Origin of the sequence: Halorussus litoreus, assembly GCF_003382685.1 — an archaeon.
GTDB classification, from domain to species: Archaea; Halobacteriota; Halobacteria; order Halobacteriales; family Haladaptataceae; genus Halorussus; species Halorussus litoreus.
Genome location: NZ_QLVG01000031.1, coordinates 39,802 through 56,530, shown reverse-complemented (window position 1 = coordinate 56,530; position 16,729 = coordinate 39,802). Strand labels below are relative to the sequence as shown.

Genomic DNA, 16,729 nt, shown 5'->3' with positions numbered 1-16,729 from the left:
CTAGAACTCCGTTGTTACCATCTCGAGGTCGGTTCGCCGTTCGTCGCGCATCTCCTCGGTTATCCAGTACACGTCCTGCGGGAGCAGGCTCTGAGCGAGCGCCTGCATCGCGAACCCGGTCGAGAGTATCGCGCCGAGTTCGCCGTCCGACAAGGCAGCCGACTCGTCGGCGATGGCCTTCGCGCCCTCGTTCACCAGCTGGAAGCCCGCCGCCATCGACCGAGCGTGCCACTCGGCGTCAGCGAGCGCCCCGTCCGTGAGCATGGTCTGCCAGCGCCAGAGTTTGGCGTCGAGGTCCTCCAGCCAGAGCATCGCGCCACCCATCGCGCCCTTCGTCAGCGGCGGGAGCGCGGCGGCATCCTCCACGTCCTCCCGGGAGATGTCCGGGCTGACCACCCAGTGGTTGTGTCTGAGCTGGTCGGCGTCGGTGACGACGCTCGCCACGAGGTCGACCGCCTCCTGCTCGGTGAGGCCGACCTTCGAGAGCGGTTCGGCCGTCACCTCGGAGCCGACGAACGCCGACACGCTCTCAGTGAGGTAGTCGTACGTGAACGCCGGGAGGTTGTCGCTCGTGGCCTCGAAGAAGCCCACCTCCGCGAAGTGGTCGTACAGCGGTCGTCCCGCCGCGGCAATTCGCGCGAAATCGTCGCCCGGCTCCTCGCCGACGCCGGACTCCGCGAGCGCAGGAAGCGCTTCCAGCGCCCCGACGAGTTCGGTCTCCCGACTCCGGATTACCCCGGAATCGAGCTGTCCGCCGAGGTTGCTGCGTATCGCCTGTCCGACGGGCGCGAGTTCCTCGGTGGCCGACTCCCCCGATACCGCGTGGCGAACGTCCGCCAGTGTCGCGCCCGTGGCGACCGCTCCACCGACGCCGAGGGCCTTCAGGAAGTCCCGGCGTTGTTCGTCGGTTACGTGCTGTCTGTTCTCGTACGCCATGTCGCTGGGTGCGAGCTATCGAGCCAAAAACCGAGATTATCGTTTAGCGCCGTAAGACGACAATAGTGCAGTCCGACGGTTCGTAATCGAAGCGGTACCCGTCGGGCGTTCGTCCGTCGGTGGAAAATAACGGGATACGCTCGATAAATCGAGGATTAGAACGGGGTAATCCACGTTTCGCTCAAGAAGTCAGTAGACGGAGCGGGGAACGCCGTTACGCGGGCTCTTCGCCGCGCTCGCGGATCAGGTCCCGCAACTCGTCCGGGTCGTCGATGTTCTCCAGTTCCGCGCGCTCGACCAGTCCCGTCCCGTCGACGCTCTCGCGCTTGGCCTCGTCGACGAAGTACACCGAGCGGGTGTGGGCGACTTCGCCGATGGAGGACATGATGCGGGCGCGCTTCTCGGCGGTCTTGGTGAACGCCGAGTGGCCCGTCAGGACGCTCTTCTCGTTGTCGTCGTCCTCACTCACGGTCTTGAACGGCGCGCGGACGGTCGGGTGGACCTCGAAGCCGGCGCGGGTAAGCACCGTGACGATGCGCTCGTCGTCGTCCTCGGGGTCGGGGTCCTCGGGCGTGGGGTCGCCCTCGCGGACCTCCTCGGCACCGTCGAGCACCTCGACCGGGCTGGTGAGGTCGTCCTCGAACATGTCTTCGAGTTCGAGCGCGACCTCGACGCTGGCGTTCATGCCGTCCTCGTACTTCGAGACGGTGCGCCGGGAGACGCCGAGTTCGTTGGCGAGCTGGCCGAGGCTCCAGTCGCGCTTCTCGCGCTCGTCGCGGAGCACGTCGCCGTCGATGTTGACGTAGAGGCCGCCCGGCGCAGCGTACACCAGCGGCGACATACCCTCGACGAACAGTTCCATCGCGGTGTCGGGACTGAACACGGGGACGCCGTGCCGGAAGTAGACTACGCCCGGCTCCAGCTCCTCGTCACGGGTCCGGAGCCCGACGACCAGCGGGGTCGCGTCGAGGTACTCCCCGAGTCGGCGCATCTCCAAACCCGTCGCGTCGTCGAATGCATCCACGTTCGCCAGGACCTTCAGCAAGAGCAGGTCGCGACCGCGCCGCGCGGCCACGTCGAAGCTCTTGGGTCGGATCGCGCACCGGTCGCTTACGGTGAACCCCGCGTCCTCCAGCATGGCGGTCACGTTCCCGACCAGTGCAGACCGGGACATACCCGCATGTAAGTGAGTCCCCTATATATACGTTCCGCCAACCGTGACCCGATGGAGTCTTGCGATTCGCCACGAACCGAGCGATACATTGATACCAGAAGAGGGGGCGCTCCGAAAGTCGTTTAATCCGCCACGCGCGTACGCTCGGGCGTGACCGTCATCGGCGTCGACGACACCGACTCGCGCGAGCGGGGAATGTGTACGACCTACCTCGCGGCCCGCATCGCCGAGCGACTCCGCGAGGAGTCCGCGGCGGCCGTCGAGCGACTGCTCCTCGTCCGGCTCAATCCAGCCGTCGAGCACAAGACCCGCGGGAACGCCGCGCTCGCGATTCACACCGACGCCGACCCCGAGGACGCCTTCGAAATCGCTCGCGAGGAGATCGACGCAGTTGCGGAGACCGACGACCCAAGGACGAACCCGGGGCTGGTCGTAGCACCGGGTGACCCCGAGGTTGTCCCACCGGGCGATACCGAGGTCATCGCGCCGACCGATCCTGAGGCGGTGCCCGAATCCGTCGCCGACTTCGCCCGCGAAGCGGTCCGGGACCATCTCTCGGTGGCCGAGGCCGACGCGCGAATCGCCGATGCGGGCTATCTGAGCGCGGGATGGAAGCGAGGCCGCGGGAAGATCGGCGCGCCCGACTGGACCTACGAGTGCATCTCCTACCGCGAGTCGGAGCGCGTCGGCACCCCGCGTGAAGTCGACGCCGAATCCGTCTTCGCGGCCGCAAACGCGGCTTACCCCGAGGTGTGGGACACCGTCGACCGCGAGACGGGCGAACTCGTCTGCGTACCGCACACGCCCGGCCCCATCCTCCACGGCATCAGGGGCGACTCGGCGGACTGCGTCCGCCGCGTCGCCCGCATGATCGAGAGCGAACCGGTCGAGCGTCGAGCCGTCTTCGTGACGAACCAGGGCACCGACGCCCACCTCCAGGATGCCGACCGACAGGATCCGACGTTTCCCGGCGTCGAGGACGGCCGAAGCTATCGCGTCTCGGGCGCGGTCGCGACCGCGCCCGAGACGCGACGTGGTGGCCACGTGTTCGTCGGGCTCGCGGCCCGCACCGACGGCGAGGACGGAGCGCGCGACGAACTCCAGTGCGCCGCCTTCGAGCCCACCAAGCGCTTCCGCGACCGGGTGCGGGACCTCCGACCCGGCGACCGCATCACGGCCTGCGGCGAGGTGAGCGAGGGGACCCTGAAGCTGGAGAAGTTCGCGGTACGGGAGCTGAACCGGACCGAACTCGTCACGCCCGACTGTCCAGACTGCGACCGGTCGATGAAGAGCGCCGGGGCCGGGCAGGGCTACCGGTGTCGGGACTGCGGAACGACCGCCGACGGGAAGGTCGAGCGCGAAGTCGAGCGGGAGTTGGAGGTCGGGTGGTACGAGGTTCCCCCGGAAGCGCGGCGACACATCGCCAAGCCGCTGGTCCGGGGCGAGTTCGACGCGCCGATTCATCCGGAGAAGTAATTTGGGACGCGTAGAAGCGGTGCTGAACGGGGCGCGTGTGAGTGCAGTGCGTGCCGAACGGGGTCGGGTGCGGTGCTGTGCGGTTACGCCGAGGCTCAAGCAGCAGATAGCATCGTCTTGCTGTTCACTCGCACCTGCGGGAACTCCGGGTTAGCTACTCCAACGCTAACGGGATACCACACCGCATAGCGCCGCGAGAAAGCCAAGTGGAAGCGAACCGCGGTCACTCGGGCCCGAACTCATCCCACGCCTTCTCGAACCGCTCGCCGTGGGGCGGGTGGAACACCTCGCCGCTCTCACCGAACGACTCGGGCGTGAGCCACTCGACTGCGGCGACCTCCGGTCCCGCGTAGGGGTCGCCCTCGGTGTCCTCACGCCGGACCGCGAATCCCACGGAGACGATGCGCTTGCCGTCGGCCTGTTCGACCGCGAACGTGTCGAGCGGGGTCACGTCGTCCGGGTCGACCCGGACGCCGACCTCCTCGTGGAGTTCGCGGGCCGCGCCCTCCCGTAGCGACTCGTCGAATTCGAGGTGGCCGCCGGGCGCGGCCCACTCGCCGCGACCGGGGTCGACCGCGCGCTCGGTCAGCAGGACGCCCTCGTCCGACACGACCGCGACGCCGGCGCACGGGACCGGATTCCGCCAGACCACGCGCTCGCAGTCCGGACAGAACTGTCGCTCGCGGCCGTCGACCGCGCGGGTGACGAGCGCCGTACCGCACTGCGGACAGAAGTTCGCGGCGTAGGTGGTCATCGGTCGTCGGTCCTCCGGATCACGACTTGAGACCACTCCCGGTCAGCGGAACGACCACCTCGTCCTCGGCGTCCAGCACGCCGCGCTCGCGGTACGCTGCGAGCGCGGCGGGCGCGACCGCCGAGGTCGGCTCGACGTAGAATCCGCCGCGCCGGAGTCGGTCGAGCGCGTCCGCGACGGGATCGGCACCGAGCGCGATGGCGTCGCCGTCGGTCGCTTCGATGGCGTCGAGGATCTGGTCTTTCCGCACTGGCTCTCTGATCTGGATGCCGTCGGCGACCGCGTTGTCGCCCGCCGTTTCGTCGGGACCACCGAGTTCCGCAGCGATGGGCGCGTAGCCGGCGGCCTGCGCGCCCAGCAGTCGGGGCATCCGGTCGGTCCAGCCGGCGTCTTTCAGCGCGCGGAAGCCCCGATACGCTCCGAGGAACAGCGTTCCGTGCCCGAGCGGCGTGACCACCGCGTCCGGCACCTCCCAGTCGCCCTGGGCCGCCACCTCGAAGGCGAACGTCGCGGTGCCCGCGAAGAAGGCCGGGTTCCACGCGTGGCTGGCGTACCACGCGTCGGTGTCGGCTGATTCGACAGCAGTCACGCAGGCGTCGGTCACGTCCTGGCGCGAGCCTTCGACCTTCACCGGGGTCGCGCCCACGCGCTCGATGGCCGCGAGCTTCGACTGCTTGGCGTCGGCCGGCACGTAGATTTCGGCGTCGATGCCGGCCCGCGCCGCGTACTGGGCGATGGCCGCGCCCGCGTTGCCCGACGAGTCCTCGACCACCGTCTCGACGCCCAGCTCCGCGGCTCGCGAGAGCGTCGCGGTCGCGCCGCGGTCCTTGAAGCTCCCCGACGGGAAGACGTACTCCAGCTTGAGCTGGACGTTCGGTTCCCAGTCGGTCTCCTCGGCGTCTTGCAGGGGAGTGAACCCCTCGCCGAGCGTGACCTCCGGCGAGACTGGCAGGAAGTCCGCGAACGCCCACAGCCCCTCGCGAGTGTCGAGGTCCGCGAAGTCGGGCGCGGAACCGTCGGTGGCAGAGGAATCGGGGAGCGGGTGGTCCGCGAATTCGAGGGGATGGCCGCAGTCGCAGCGCCACGGCTCGTCGGGACCGGCGGCATAGGTGCGGCCGCAGTCGGGGCAGGAGAGATCGGACGGCGAGTCAGGATCAGCTGCCATCGGTCAGTACTCGTCGACGTCGGTGCCGACCGAACAGACGTACTCGCCGGTCGCCACCTGCGGGAGCCGCCGCGAACGCCAGAACACGCCGTCGTCGTCGGCGGTCACCTCGGCCTTGCGCTGGCCGAACGGGTCGGTCACCTCGAACAGCACGTCGCCGCTTTCGACCCGGTCGCCGAGGTCCCGCTGGAAGTCGACGAGGCCGCCGACCGGCGAGCCGTAGCGGTCGAACCCCTGCGCGCGGGTCTGGGGTTCGAGGTCCACCTCCCCGTCGAGGAAGTCGTAGTAGCGCAGGACGTTGAACAGCCCGTCGACGCCGTACTGGATGCTCTCCTCGTCCCAGCCGACGCAGCCGCCGAGTTCGGGGTCGACGGTCGGGACGCCCTCGTCGGGCCCGGCGCGGGCGAGTTGACCGTCGGGGCCCTTCTGGTCGAGGACGTTGCCGCAGCCGAACACCTTGGCGAGTTCGAGACACTCGTCGTGGAGCCGGTGACGCTGCCCGCAGCGGACTCGAACCTCGTTTATCATCCGGCTGGTCGAGCCCTGATGGAGGTCGAGCACGAGGTCGGCCCGCGAGGCCGCGTCGAAAGTGGCGGCCGCGATGCGCTCGCTGGCGGTGCCCGACTCGTCGCCGGGGTAGGTGCGATTCATCTTCGTGTCGTCGATGGGATTGCGGTGCTCGGCCACCTGGAACGCGTGATAGTTGACGATGCCCGTCACGAGGACGGTGCCCGACAGCTCTGCGGGTGGGATCTGTGGGATGGCCCGCTGGAGCACGCCGAGCCCGTTCAGTTCGTCGCCGTCGCTGACCGCCTGTACGTACAGCGTGGGTCCGTCCGCCGCCCCGTTGAGCACAGCGACGGGAAGCCCGAACTCGCTCCCGTCACGCGTTTCGCCGACCTGCAGCCGCCCGGTGTCGAACTCCCCGGGGGCCGCACTCGCCGTTCCGAGCGCCTTCATTACCCATAACCGACGCCCACACGCCCTTTAGCAGTTCGGTCTCGGCGAACTGGGTGGCGCGGCGCGCAGTTGAGAGGACAGAGACGAAGACTGGGGCAGCCGCGTCGAACCACGCCGTCGAGACTGCTCGGAGAACACGACGCGTATCGACGGTGCCCAGAAGTTACAGTCCGACCCACGAAGTCGAGACGTCGCGGTCGGGGAAGTGCCACCGTTGTTCGGGCAGGCCGTTCGTCTCACGGAGTTCGATGCGAACATCGAACAGCGGCGCGAGTCGGCGGACCGCCTCGGCGTCGTCGGCGACCGGGAGGTGGAAGTGTGCCATCCCCCGTGCACCGCGGACGTGGTCGCCCAGCGCGCTCACGAACTGCTCGATTGCCGCGGGATCGTACTGGTTCACGAGCGATGAGAGGGTGAACACCGAGACGCGGAGCTGCGCCGGCTCGAATCCGGACTGGGAGATCTTCGCGGTCGCGATGGCGTCACAGACCCTCTTCCGTAGCTCGTCGATGCCATCCCGATGCCACGCAGCCCCGGCCTCCGGCGGCGACGTGGCGGTCGCCGACCGAGTGCCACCGACGTCGACGACGGACACGCTCTCGTCGCTCGGTGCGACGCTGTCGGGCAGCAGATCCGGCGCGTCCTCGCGGTCCTGATCGGTGAGCGCGAGGATGCGGGCTCGCGGGTTCTCGGGTTCGCCGAGGAGCTTCCGGGTCATCCGCTGGGAGACCTCCTCGCTGACCGTGCCGGTCACAAGGATGTTACAGCCGCGCTGTTTCAGTGTCTGCAACCGGTCGGTGAACTCCGCAGGGGGAACGTCCGGTCCGTTGTTCATTCACCAGCACGGAGACGGACGAATGGTTTAAAATTTTGTATCTAATTCGGCAATCAAGCGCCAGAGGTAGTTGAGATACGTTTAAGCAGGCGTGGATTTCTCTGCGCGTGTTGGCCCGTCTTCCAGTCAGGGGCGCTCTTGCGCGTCAGAATTTGAACGTCCACGCTTCCCGGCCAGCAAGATGAGTAGAGGCCGTAACCGGCTGACAGAAAATACAAATCGCTAGTCGAGATGTGGATCGAAACCAGATATAAAACAGCTACAGAATTTTTAGTATATTTTCTAATGAAAGTATTTTTTGGTCAGGGGGATGAATGGGTATATGATGAAAGATTGGATTCTTGCACGATTGAGACGGCACCCAAAGTTAGTGGAAATGCTGTTCCTGATGGGTTTTTATCTGTCAGAAGCACCAACACCATCCGACTGCATCCAGTGCGGAACAGCTGGCCCCTAAATAGTATCAATAGAAATCTCGTCGCTCCAAAAGAGTTCGCCATCAACCTTAACTGGATTCTTCCCGCTGTTTAGGCACTCGCGGAGGCCATCACTATCGAACTGTTTCTGTAGAACGCTCGATCCCAGAGTCCGAACTGGTGAGTTGCCGAACTTATTACTCATGAGAGACCCCATCGAGTAGTTCGTGGTCGCATGAGCGTGGAATTCCGTCGAGTATCCACTGCCATTTCGCTCGATGTGTATTACAAGTGGTATCCCACACTTCGTCTTTACTAACTCAACCCCACCATCCCCTAATACAGTGTACTGTCTTTGCTTGTCCTCCATAATCACGGCAACCGCTCCTGCAAAGGTGAGCCCATAATTTAACAACCGCGCGAGTTCTGTTCCCACGTCCGTTGCGGGTTCGTTCCCGACCTTCGTTAGCGTGACCACGCCGACCTGACTCCCCTTCTCGACCAACTGCTCGCCTTGCTCGTACGACCGACAACCGTTCAGGATGAACGCACGAACGCCCGACTCCTCGATGGTCGACACGTCGAGCATGCCGTCGATGCAGCGAATGCCGTGGTCGTCGACGTGACCGATGTAGTGGAGGAAGTCGGTGTCGGATTTGAGCAGGTTCCGAAGCCCCGCAGTCGTCACGTCGTTGTGGACCGTGACGTTGAACTCGTAGAGGTCCCGCGTCCCGTAGATGTCGCCGACCACGTCCTCCTCGCGCATGCGGTCGTCGTTGCAGACCACGTCCACCGTGATCTGGTGCTTGGGCGTCACGTCGAGGCGGCGCTTCAGCGACTCCGGCGTCGCCTTGCTCGCGCCGATGGGCATCTCCTCACCGACCCAGACCTGCTCGATGGAGTTGGCCGGCTTGGGGTGGATTACGTCCGCCGACAGGGTGCTGTCGCCCGCGCCACGGTAGAACGTCTCGAACACCTCCGGCTCCGGTTCGACCTTCGAGGGGTCCGGGTCGTCCGGACAGCGGACCACCGCGAGTTCGTCCGCGGCGAACGGGAGCACCGCGACGTTCTCGTGGGTCGGCGACACGTCCATCGTCACCTTCCACCGCGGGAGGTGGGGTTCGACCACCTCGAACGGAACGTCGAGGTACCGGCGGAGCTGCTCGGCCAGCGGCGCACCGTAGAGAGTGGCGAAGTCGAGGTCCACGTGTGGTTCGAGGTCGGCCCGCTCCCGCAAGTCGACCTGATAGTAGCCCTCGGTGCGAGTCACGCAGTCGAGGAAGAACACCTGCTGGAGCACTTGATTGATGCCCTGCTGAAGGTCGCCCGGCGCATCGAGCGCGTACTCGAAGTCGTCGGTGATGAGCCGTGGCTCGCGCCCCGGCACCACGTCCGCGCCGAGGTAGAACGCCAGCGGCGCGACCTCGTAGACGGCCTCGCGCTTCTCCGGGACCTGAATCTTGACGCCCGTCTCCGGGCGAGTGATGTCACCCTCCACCGTGAATCTCTCGCCGGGTTCGACCAGCGGTGGGTGCCCCCGCAGCGAGGGGAACGACCGCTCGCACGTGGTCGTCTTCAGTGCGGAGCCGAGCAGCGAGACGGCGTCCATCGTCGCGCCGACGTCATCTGGAACAGTAATCGTTCCCGCCGGCTGCTCGTGCAGCGACCGCGCGCCGATCTCGACCCGCGTCTCTCCGCCGAACGAGATGTCGACCGCCGAAGGGTCGCCAGAGACGCTGATCTCACTCTCGACCGCGAGGTACACCTTCATCTGCGTGCTGGCGAGTTCGAGATTGTACGCGTCGGCCGGGAGGTCGAGGCGAGAGCCGCCGCTGGACTCGCCCACCATGTTCCCGTCAGTGTCTCGAGCGTACACGTCGAGTCCCTTCGTGGTCCGGAGCCACGGCGTCCGGACCGAGATCGCGGTGTCGACCGGGAAGTAGAACGCGTCGGTGTCCGTTCGCCCCGGCGAGACGGCCGCCGGCGCGTGGAGGTCGAACTGCGTCCGCTCGATGGGGTCGGTGATCCGGACCCCGTCGGAATCGACGAGCGCCGTAAACTCCGGGTTCATTGTCGAACGCGTAGTGACTGAAATTACTTATACCCCACTCGTCATTCCGGCAAAATCGCCCGGTGCTGTGGCCCGCCGGCCACCGCTCGACCCCACCGTTTTTGACACCTCCTTCCAATTACTCCCGCATGGCCCGAGAGCAGGCGGAGGCCGCGGGACCCATCGACGCGTTCCGGCAGTTCCTCGGCCTCCAGCGCGACGTGCTGGTGCTCTCGCTCGCGATGTTCGCCTTCAGCCTCGGCTTCCAGATGACCAGCCGGTTCCTCCCGGAGTACATGGTCGCACTGGGTGCCTCCGGATTCGTCGTCGGGCTGTTCGGGACCTTCGGGAACGTCGTCTCCGCGCTCTACCCCTACCCGGGCGGCGCGGTCTCGGACAGGATCGGCTCGCGGTACGCGCTGACGGTGTTCGGACTCCTCTCGACCGTCGGCTTCGCCGTCTGGCTCGTCGCGCCCGCGGTCGGCGCGTTCACCGTTGGCGGGGTGACGGTCGAGCCGTGGCTCTGGATCTTCGTCGGCCTGCTCCTCGCACAAGCGTGGAAGTCGTTCGGCCTCGGTGCCACCTTCGCGGTCGTCAAGCAGGCGACCGACCCTTCGCGGCTCGCGGCGGGCTTCGCCAGCACCGAGACGTTCCGCCGGACCGCGTTCCTCGTCGGCCCCGTCCTCGCGGCGGTCCTCATCGGCCTCCATCCCGAGTTCACGGTCAGCTTCCAGTACGTGCTCGCGGTCGGGGTCGTCTTCGGCGCGCTCGGGACGGTCGTCCAGCACGTCCGCTACGACGCCAGCGAGGACACCATCGGTGACTCGTTCGGGGGCGTCGACCAAATTCGGCGCGACCTCCGGGAGATGCCCGACGAACTCCGACCGCTGCTGGTCGGTGACACGCTGGTCCGGTTCGCCAACGGCATGGTGTACGTGTTCTTCGTGCTGGTGGTCACCCAGTTCCGCGAAGTGGGCCTGAACGCGACCGTCTCGCTGGCCGGGTTCTCCTACGCGCTCGACCTCTCGCCCCAGGCCCTGTTCGGCTACCTGCTCGGCGTGGAGATGCTGGTGGCGCTCTTGGTGATGGCACCCGCCGCGAAGGCCGCCGAGTACGTTGGCCTCAAGCCCGTGGTCGCGCTCGGGTTCGCGGTCTACGCCGTCTTCCCGGTCGTGCTCATCAACGCCCCGGCGAGCGCGACCGCGATGGTCCTCGTGTTCGCGTTCTCCGGACTCCGGTTCGCGGGTCTGCCCTCGCACAAGGCGCTCATCGTCGGTCCCGCCGAACGGGGCGCTGGCGGTCGCGTGACGGGCACGTACTACCTGCTCCGAAACACCGTGGTCATCCCTAGCGCCGCGCTCGGGGGCTACCTCTGGGAGTTCGTGAGCCCGGACGTCGCCTTTACGATCGCCGCTGCGGTCGGACTGGTCGGGACGGGATACTTCCTCCTGTTCGGCGAGGAGTTCGAGGCGTATCGGTAGGCCGATGGGTGGGCCGTTTCGTGCGAAGCGCCACCGTCGCTCTTTACGTAGTCATCGACGTAGGGCTGTGTGACTTCCATCAAAATTATCGTTTGAGGAGTACCGCAACCCCGATAGGGCCTTCACGATCTCGTACGATGATGACGCGATACTCGGCACGTTCGAACAACATATGCATGCCGAAAAATTGGAGAAAGAGCGAATCGCGAGCGAACGAGCGGAAGATCGGGACGCATCCGTCGCCAGTTCTCCATCGGCCTACAACGGGCCGCTCTACACGTACAGTAGCGGAGATCTGGACGAGAAGACCGGGCCGATCAACGTCACGTGGTACGACGGTGACTTTACTGCCCAAAACGTCAAACAGGACATGCTCGACGACGGATGGGGTAGTATCTACGTCCCGTCTTTCTCGTCGTACGTCGGATACGAGACGAGCAATGGCGACGTGGAAAAATCAGAGGACAAGCACATCAAAGAGGAAGCAGGGCTGGTTCCCGGAGAACAGTGGCACGGCAGACTGTACAACATCCCCGACGATTACTACGGTGGTCACGAAGTCGTCGGAGCCGCCCACCGCGATCCGGCGGACCACGGTATCGCCCCCGGTGACGAGCAGTGGCGGTTCGACGATGCCCGGGACAAGTTCGTCGACACGTGGGAAGGGCTTGGATACTCGTCGTCGAGCGAGAGCGTCGGAAACGGTGATGACTTCTCGTCGTCGGACGGCGACCTCGAGGTTATATACTGACGCCACGAAAAACAATCAGATGAGTAGACACATCGGAACAGTTGTATATTCGAGTGATGGGGCGGCGAGGAACGCCCCTGAGAGCGCACTGTCGGACTCCCGTATCGGAACTTCGAACGATGCTTGACTGGCTCTTCCCCACCTCGTCGAACCCTGGTGTGCTCGCGACGATAATCGGGTTACGAGTCGTTCTCAACGGCTATCTAACTGCCACGATAGCTAGAGCGGCCGGTCTTCGAACGCCGTTAACAGCAGCGGCAGGAGTAGTGACCCTCTCCTCGGCGGTTCTGACGGTGTTGATCTTTCGACCCGGGCGCCCCGGAATCTACGCCTCGTACGTAGAGATGGTCCTGCAGGTTGCGTTGATCGGTCTCGTCACGTCCGTCCTCGTTACGTCCAGATACAGTAGCCCTTCCAGAGTCGAACGGGCGACTACGGTTGCAGCACTCGTCGGTGCGTCTTTGCTGCTCCTGTACATGGTCCCGATCTACGGAGACGCACTCGTTGCGCCGTGAACGGGCGTGCGGACCAAGTAGACTAGGCGGGCAGCAATGGATCTGCGCGAGTGCCCTTGAAAAGCCAAAGGGCTATCAGGTCGACCCCGGTACAATACCACATGGCCGAGTAGCGACCCGTTCCGGTTCTCGAATCCATTTCTTCTATCCGTCGCTACCGGCCCATAGATGCCGTTCCGGGCCTCACTGTCCGATGTCCGCGAGTTCGACCGCGCTGTATTCGTGGTGGCCGCGGCGCGGTTCGTCAACGTCCTCGGGTCGGGCATCGTCCACCCAGTTCCGAGCGCCGAGCGACCAGTCAGGGTCACGAGTTCCGAAGCAGTTCGTCACCCACCCGTGTTGTTACTTCCCACACAGGGGTCGGTTTCGTAAGACCGCACGATTCCCACAAATCCGGTGCCGTACTGCGATCGTACACCCGAAACGAGGGGGTTCGACGACCGTCGAGGCCGACCGATAGGGGGCGTCTCCAGAGAGCTATATTCCGGTCGGTAGGTGCCTTTCGAGAGGAGACGTGTGGCGAGGAGTGGCCCGCAGTCGGGCGGTTTCCACTCGATACAGAGGGGTTCGGCAATCCGCTAGTTCAGTCCACGATGATGTCGGCGTCCGGGTCGTCGACGAGCGTGTGGTCCGGGTCGGGTTGCATCTCGGACTCGTAGCGGTCGATCCACTCGGCGAAGCACTCCGGGCAGAGCCGCTGGCTGTCGATCTGCGAGCGGTCGACGGTCAGCCGGACGGTCCGGGCCAGCGCATCAGAGACGGGCTCGCGACAGTCGTTGCACGGCTCGTCCTCGTCGTCGGTCATGCGTGTGGGTGTGTGGGGCTGACATATAGGTGTTGGCGATAGTTCGGAATCGCATTCAGATACGGTAGTGGAGTCAGTGAGACGTCTCCGAAAGCCCTCGGCGGGCTCGACACCCTCACGTCGCTTCGCTCGTGACGAGCACGTGCTCGTTTCACTCGCGCAGACACCAGAACTATCAGTTGATTCACCGAGCGAAGCAGGATCTGACCGCACGTAGCTGAACACCGCTGGTCCGAGCCGCTATCGTGACGGATGGCCAATGTATTTCAAACGACTGAACTCGTTGAATCGAATATAGATTACCAAATTTTAAATCCCTCACGATGGTATGCGCTATCAGCATGGGCAGCGACCGGGACACAGTCGACCCGCCGACGTTCCGGAAGCGGTTGGCGTCGCTGAAGCGGGACGGCTGTACCGTACTGGTGACCGGGAAAGTGCGCGAACGGGTGTCCGAGCACGTCACACGCAAGCTGATGGGGCGGACCGACCGCTCCCGGACGCGCCTCCTCGCACTCACCGACTACCCGTCTGCGGACGTGGACAACCTCCTGCCCGACGACGCCTCGGTGGACGACGGGAACGTCCATCTCCTCGACTACGACTGCGGGACCCGGTCCGCGACTGCCGCCGCCAGCACCGAGTCCTCGCACGGCACGGGCGACTGTGGCCGGCAGGACCTCGACGAATTCCGGACGGGCATCTGCGACGCCATCACGAGGCTGAAGCGCGCCGAGAACGGATTCGAGCCGGCGCAGCTCCGCGTCTCGGTGTTCACCCTCTCGTATCTCGTCCCCCAACACGATTCGGAGACTGTCGAGCAGTTCGTGAGCGCGCTGGGTGATCACGTCCGCGGTGCGCGGGGGATGGCACACTTCCACCTCCCGGTCGCCGACGACGCCGAGGCGGTCCGCCGACTCGCACCGCTGTTCGACGTTCGCATCGAACTCCGCGAGACGAACGGCCTGCCCGAACAACGGTGGCACTTCCCCGACCGCGACGTCTCGACTTCGTGGGTCGGACTGTAGGTGAAGGTAGGGTTGCCGGCGGAACTAGGGTTGGAAGTAGGACTGGGGATTGTCGGCAAGGTCGTGTTCGGACGAGCCAGTACAACTGCGAGATGTCCTCGACACTCGTTCTGACTGCATAGCTGAACGCTGCCGAGCAGGACGACGCGAACGCTTTTGCACGCCCACGGCGTGATTCCCGACGATGGGGGCGGACGACGCCATTGACCAGTACAGAGTCGCTGTCGCAGTGGGCAACCCCGACCACGCCGAGCAACTGGTCCGGACTGCGGTGGACGTGGCTCGCGACCGGGACGGCGAGGTGTTCGTGGTCGGCGTCCGCGTCACCCCGAGCGAGTCGCCGTTCACGATGTTCACCGACGAGGTCATCGCCCGGGAGTTCGCCGGCGAGCGACGGGCAGTGCTCGACCGCTCGATGTCCGTCGCCTCCGGAACGGGCGTGCCCGTTTCCGGCAAGCTGTTCGTCGCGCCGTCGGTCGCTCGCGGCGTCCTGCACGCTGTCCGCGAGCGCGACTCCGATTGCCTCGTCGTCGGCTGGCGCGAGCGCGACGGGGGGTCGCCGGTGCTCGGCAACGAGGTCGACCGCATCGTGCGCCGGGGCGACTGCGACGTGCTGGTCGAGAAGATCGGCGCAGTCGCGAACGGCGTCGATGCCGTGCTCCTCCCGGTCGCGGACAGCCCGCACGCAGAACTCGCGGCGCGAGTGACCCGCGCCATCGCGGCGAGCAACGACGCCCGCGTGGACCTCCTCCGGGTGGTCGACCCGCCCGACGACGAGTCTGCCGCGCGGGACCTGCTCGCGACGACCGCCGACTCGCTGTCCGGCGTCGCGGTCGAGTCCGAGGTTCGGGTCGGCGACCCCGCGGACGAGATCGTCGCGGCCTCGCGCGAGCGCGACGTGACGGTGCTCGGCGCGACCCGGACCGGTCCCATCCGACGGCGGGTCGTCGGGTCGGTTCCGCGGGCGGTCGGCCGGCGGGCTGAGGGGACGGTCATCATGGCGCGAGCGGGTGGCGGGTCGATGCTGTCGCGGGTGTTCAGGCTGTAATCCGGGTCGGTTGTAGAAATCGAGAAAATCGCCACCGAGACAAAATCGGTGCGTCGCTGCCTCGCGAGTAACTACGTCGTCCGGAACGCCCGGTCGCCGGCGTCGCCCAGCCCGGGCACGATGAACCCGTCGTCGTCGAGGTGGTCGTCGATGGCTACCGTCAGCAGGTCGGCCGTCTCGACCTGCTCGTCGACCCGGAGCAGGCCCTCGGGCGCGCTGACCGCCGAGAGGACGAACAGGTCCTCGGGGTCGGGCTGCTCGGTCAGCACCTCCTCGAGCACCGCGCACATGGTCGACCCGGTGGCGAGCATCGGATCGGCGACGATGACGGTGTCGTCCTCGGTGATCTCGGGGAGCTTCACGTAGTCGATGGTGATGGGGAAGGTGCCGTTGTCGTCGCGACCCGCCTCCTCGTCGCGGCCCGCGCTGATGACGCCCTGCTTGGCCCGCGGGAACGCCTTCAATAGCCCCTCCACGAACGGCGTGGCGGCCCGGAGCACGTTGATGATGACCACGTCGTCGAGACCCTTCACGCGCTCGCCGGTGGTCTGGGTCAGCGGCGTCTCGATCTCGACGAACTCCGTCTCCATCGCGCCGTCGATGATCTCGTAGCCGCAGATGCGGCCGAGCTTCACGAGTCCCTTCCGGAAACTGACCTGCTCGGTCTCCACGTCCCGGAGCCTCGAGAGGGTGTCCTGTGCCAGCGAGTGGGTGATGAGTTTGGCGTCCCCGCGGTCTTCGATGGTCATTGCTCGTCCGGAAGACGGGGGCGTAGGGGCTTATCTTTTGATATGACCGGCCAGCGTCAGCGCCAGTCCGACAGGCCAGCGCGCGAGTCTGACCCCGAGGACGCCGCCGAACAGCAGCCAGTGGGGCGCGTCGAAGAGGACGTGACCCAGGAAGTCCTCGGTCGGGTCGACCCTGTCCCAGTGGACCTCGTAGCGGTCCGCGAACGCCTTGACGTGGACGCCCGCGCCGTCGGGGAGCGGCCGCCGGTAGTCGGCGCGCTGGCCTCGCGGGTCGCCGGTGTGGGCGACGAAGCCCGCGCCGGGCGGACGGACCACCGCGTCCTTCGCGATCCGGAGGTCGACGTGATGGCGCTCCCGACGGACGCGCGAGACGATGCCCTCCCAGAGCGAGAGTCGGGCGTCGCAGTGCCGGCAACGCGTTTCGGTGTAGTCCGCATCACGACCGCAGGTCGAACAGGGTACGGTCCACTCCCAGGCGATGCGTCGTCCACAGCGGCGACAGCCTCGCTGGAGATGGTCGACCGGCGCGTCGTAGTAGGGGCAGTCCGCGGTGGTGACCTCCGACTTCGCCATCGGTGTGCCGTTT

The 16,729-nt window shown here is 66.0% G+C and carries 16 protein-coding genes; 6 read left to right on the top strand and 10 right to left on the bottom strand.

Annotation, left to right across the window (positions count from 1 at the left end; all coding sequences use genetic code 11):
• On the bottom strand, positions 1 to 936 hold the full coding sequence (locus DPQ64_RS11310; protein ID WP_115864454.1) for a twin-arginine translocation signal domain-containing protein: 936 nt from the start codon (positions 934 to 936) through the stop codon (positions 1 to 3).
• A 214-nt stretch (positions 937 to 1,150) separates the two neighbouring features.
• Complete coding sequence (locus DPQ64_RS11305) at positions 1,151 to 2,110, bottom strand: transcriptional regulator (RefSeq protein ID WP_115864453.1); 960 nt, start codon at positions 2,108 to 2,110, stop codon at positions 1,151 to 1,153.
• Positions 2,111 to 2,260: 150 nt separating this feature from the next.
• On the opposite strand from DPQ64_RS11305, the gene DPQ64_RS11300 reads away from it, so the two are divergent.
• Positions 2,261 to 3,586 (top strand): tRNA(Ile)(2)-agmatinylcytidine synthase, encoded by a 1,326-nt coding sequence (locus tag DPQ64_RS11300; RefSeq protein ID WP_115864452.1) that lies wholly within the window; start codon positions 2,261 to 2,263, stop codon positions 3,584 to 3,586.
• A gap of 223 nt (positions 3,587 to 3,809) precedes the next feature.
• On the opposite strand, the gene DPQ64_RS11295 is transcribed toward DPQ64_RS11300, so the two are convergent.
• The 5 genes from DPQ64_RS11295 to DPQ64_RS11275 all read right to left on the bottom strand — a co-directional run bounded on the left by DPQ64_RS11295 (position 3,810) and on the right by DPQ64_RS11275 (position 9,787).
• The gene (locus tag DPQ64_RS11295; protein WP_115864451.1) at positions 3,810 to 4,340 is read right to left on the bottom strand and encodes an NUDIX hydrolase; all 531 of its coding nucleotides are present in this window, start codon (positions 4,338 to 4,340) and stop codon (positions 3,810 to 3,812) included.
• A 19-nt stretch (positions 4,341 to 4,359) separates the two neighbouring features.
• A complete protein-coding gene (locus DPQ64_RS11290) occupies positions 4,360 to 5,505 on the bottom strand; it encodes a pyridoxal-phosphate dependent enzyme (protein ID WP_115864450.1) in 1,146 nt (381 codons plus the stop codon).
• Between the two features lie 3 nt (positions 5,506 to 5,508).
• Entirely contained in the window at positions 5,509 to 6,465 is a 957-nt protein-coding gene (locus DPQ64_RS11285; protein ID WP_115864449.1) for a succinylglutamate desuccinylase/aspartoacylase family protein, read from the bottom strand.
• Positions 6,466 to 6,628: 163 nt separating this feature from the next.
• A complete protein-coding gene (locus tag DPQ64_RS11280) occupies positions 6,629 to 7,300 on the bottom strand; it encodes a DUF7504 family protein (protein ID WP_115864448.1) in 672 nt (223 codons plus the stop codon).
• Between the two features lie 453 nt (positions 7,301 to 7,753).
• The gene (locus DPQ64_RS11275) at positions 7,754 to 9,787 is read right to left on the bottom strand and encodes a hypothetical protein (protein WP_115864447.1); all 2,034 of its coding nucleotides are present in this window, start codon (positions 9,785 to 9,787) and stop codon (positions 7,754 to 7,756) included.
• Between the two features lie 128 nt (positions 9,788 to 9,915).
• On the opposite strand from DPQ64_RS11275, the gene DPQ64_RS11270 reads away from it, so the two are divergent.
• From DPQ64_RS11270 to DPQ64_RS18790, 3 genes are all read left to right on the top strand, one after another.
• Positions 9,916 to 11,247, top strand: coding sequence for an MFS transporter (locus tag DPQ64_RS11270; protein ID WP_115864446.1), 1,332 nt, complete (start codon positions 9,916 to 9,918; stop codon positions 11,245 to 11,247).
• Positions 11,248 to 11,419: 172 nt separating this feature from the next.
• Positions 11,420 to 11,998, top strand: a complete 579-nt coding sequence (locus DPQ64_RS11265) for a hypothetical protein (protein ID WP_157971673.1) — start codon at positions 11,420 to 11,422, stop codon at positions 11,996 to 11,998.
• Positions 11,999 to 12,117: 119 nt separating this feature from the next.
• A complete protein-coding gene (locus DPQ64_RS18790) occupies positions 12,118 to 12,513 on the top strand; it encodes a hypothetical protein (RefSeq protein WP_157971672.1) in 396 nt (131 codons plus the stop codon).
• Positions 12,514 to 13,096: 583 nt separating this feature from the next.
• On the opposite strand, the gene DPQ64_RS11255 is transcribed toward DPQ64_RS18790, so the two are convergent.
• Positions 13,097 to 13,318 (bottom strand): DUF7569 family protein, encoded by a 222-nt coding sequence (locus DPQ64_RS11255; RefSeq protein ID WP_115864443.1) that lies wholly within the window; start codon positions 13,316 to 13,318, stop codon positions 13,097 to 13,099.
• A gap of 341 nt (positions 13,319 to 13,659) precedes the next feature.
• Here DPQ64_RS11255 and DPQ64_RS11250 point away from each other — a divergent pair, with 341 nt between their 5' ends.
• Both DPQ64_RS11250 and DPQ64_RS11245 read left to right on the top strand, forming a co-directional pair.
• Positions 13,660 to 14,346 (top strand): DUF7504 family protein, encoded by a 687-nt coding sequence (locus DPQ64_RS11250; RefSeq protein WP_115864442.1) that lies wholly within the window; start codon positions 13,660 to 13,662, stop codon positions 14,344 to 14,346.
• 184 nt (positions 14,347 to 14,530) lie between these two features.
• Complete coding sequence (locus DPQ64_RS11245) at positions 14,531 to 15,394, top strand: universal stress protein (RefSeq protein ID WP_115864441.1); 864 nt, start codon at positions 14,531 to 14,533, stop codon at positions 15,392 to 15,394.
• A gap of 71 nt (positions 15,395 to 15,465) precedes the next feature.
• On the opposite strand, the gene upp is transcribed toward DPQ64_RS11245, so the two are convergent.
• Positions 15,466 to 16,143, bottom strand: a complete 678-nt coding sequence (upp, locus tag DPQ64_RS11240; protein ID WP_115864440.1) for a uracil phosphoribosyltransferase — start codon at positions 16,141 to 16,143, stop codon at positions 15,466 to 15,468.
• Positions 16,144 to 16,173: 30 nt separating this feature from the next.
• A complete protein-coding gene (locus tag DPQ64_RS11235; protein ID WP_115864439.1) occupies positions 16,174 to 16,716 on the bottom strand; it encodes a hypothetical protein in 543 nt (180 codons plus the stop codon).
• Positions 16,717 to 16,729 lie beyond the last annotated feature (13 nt).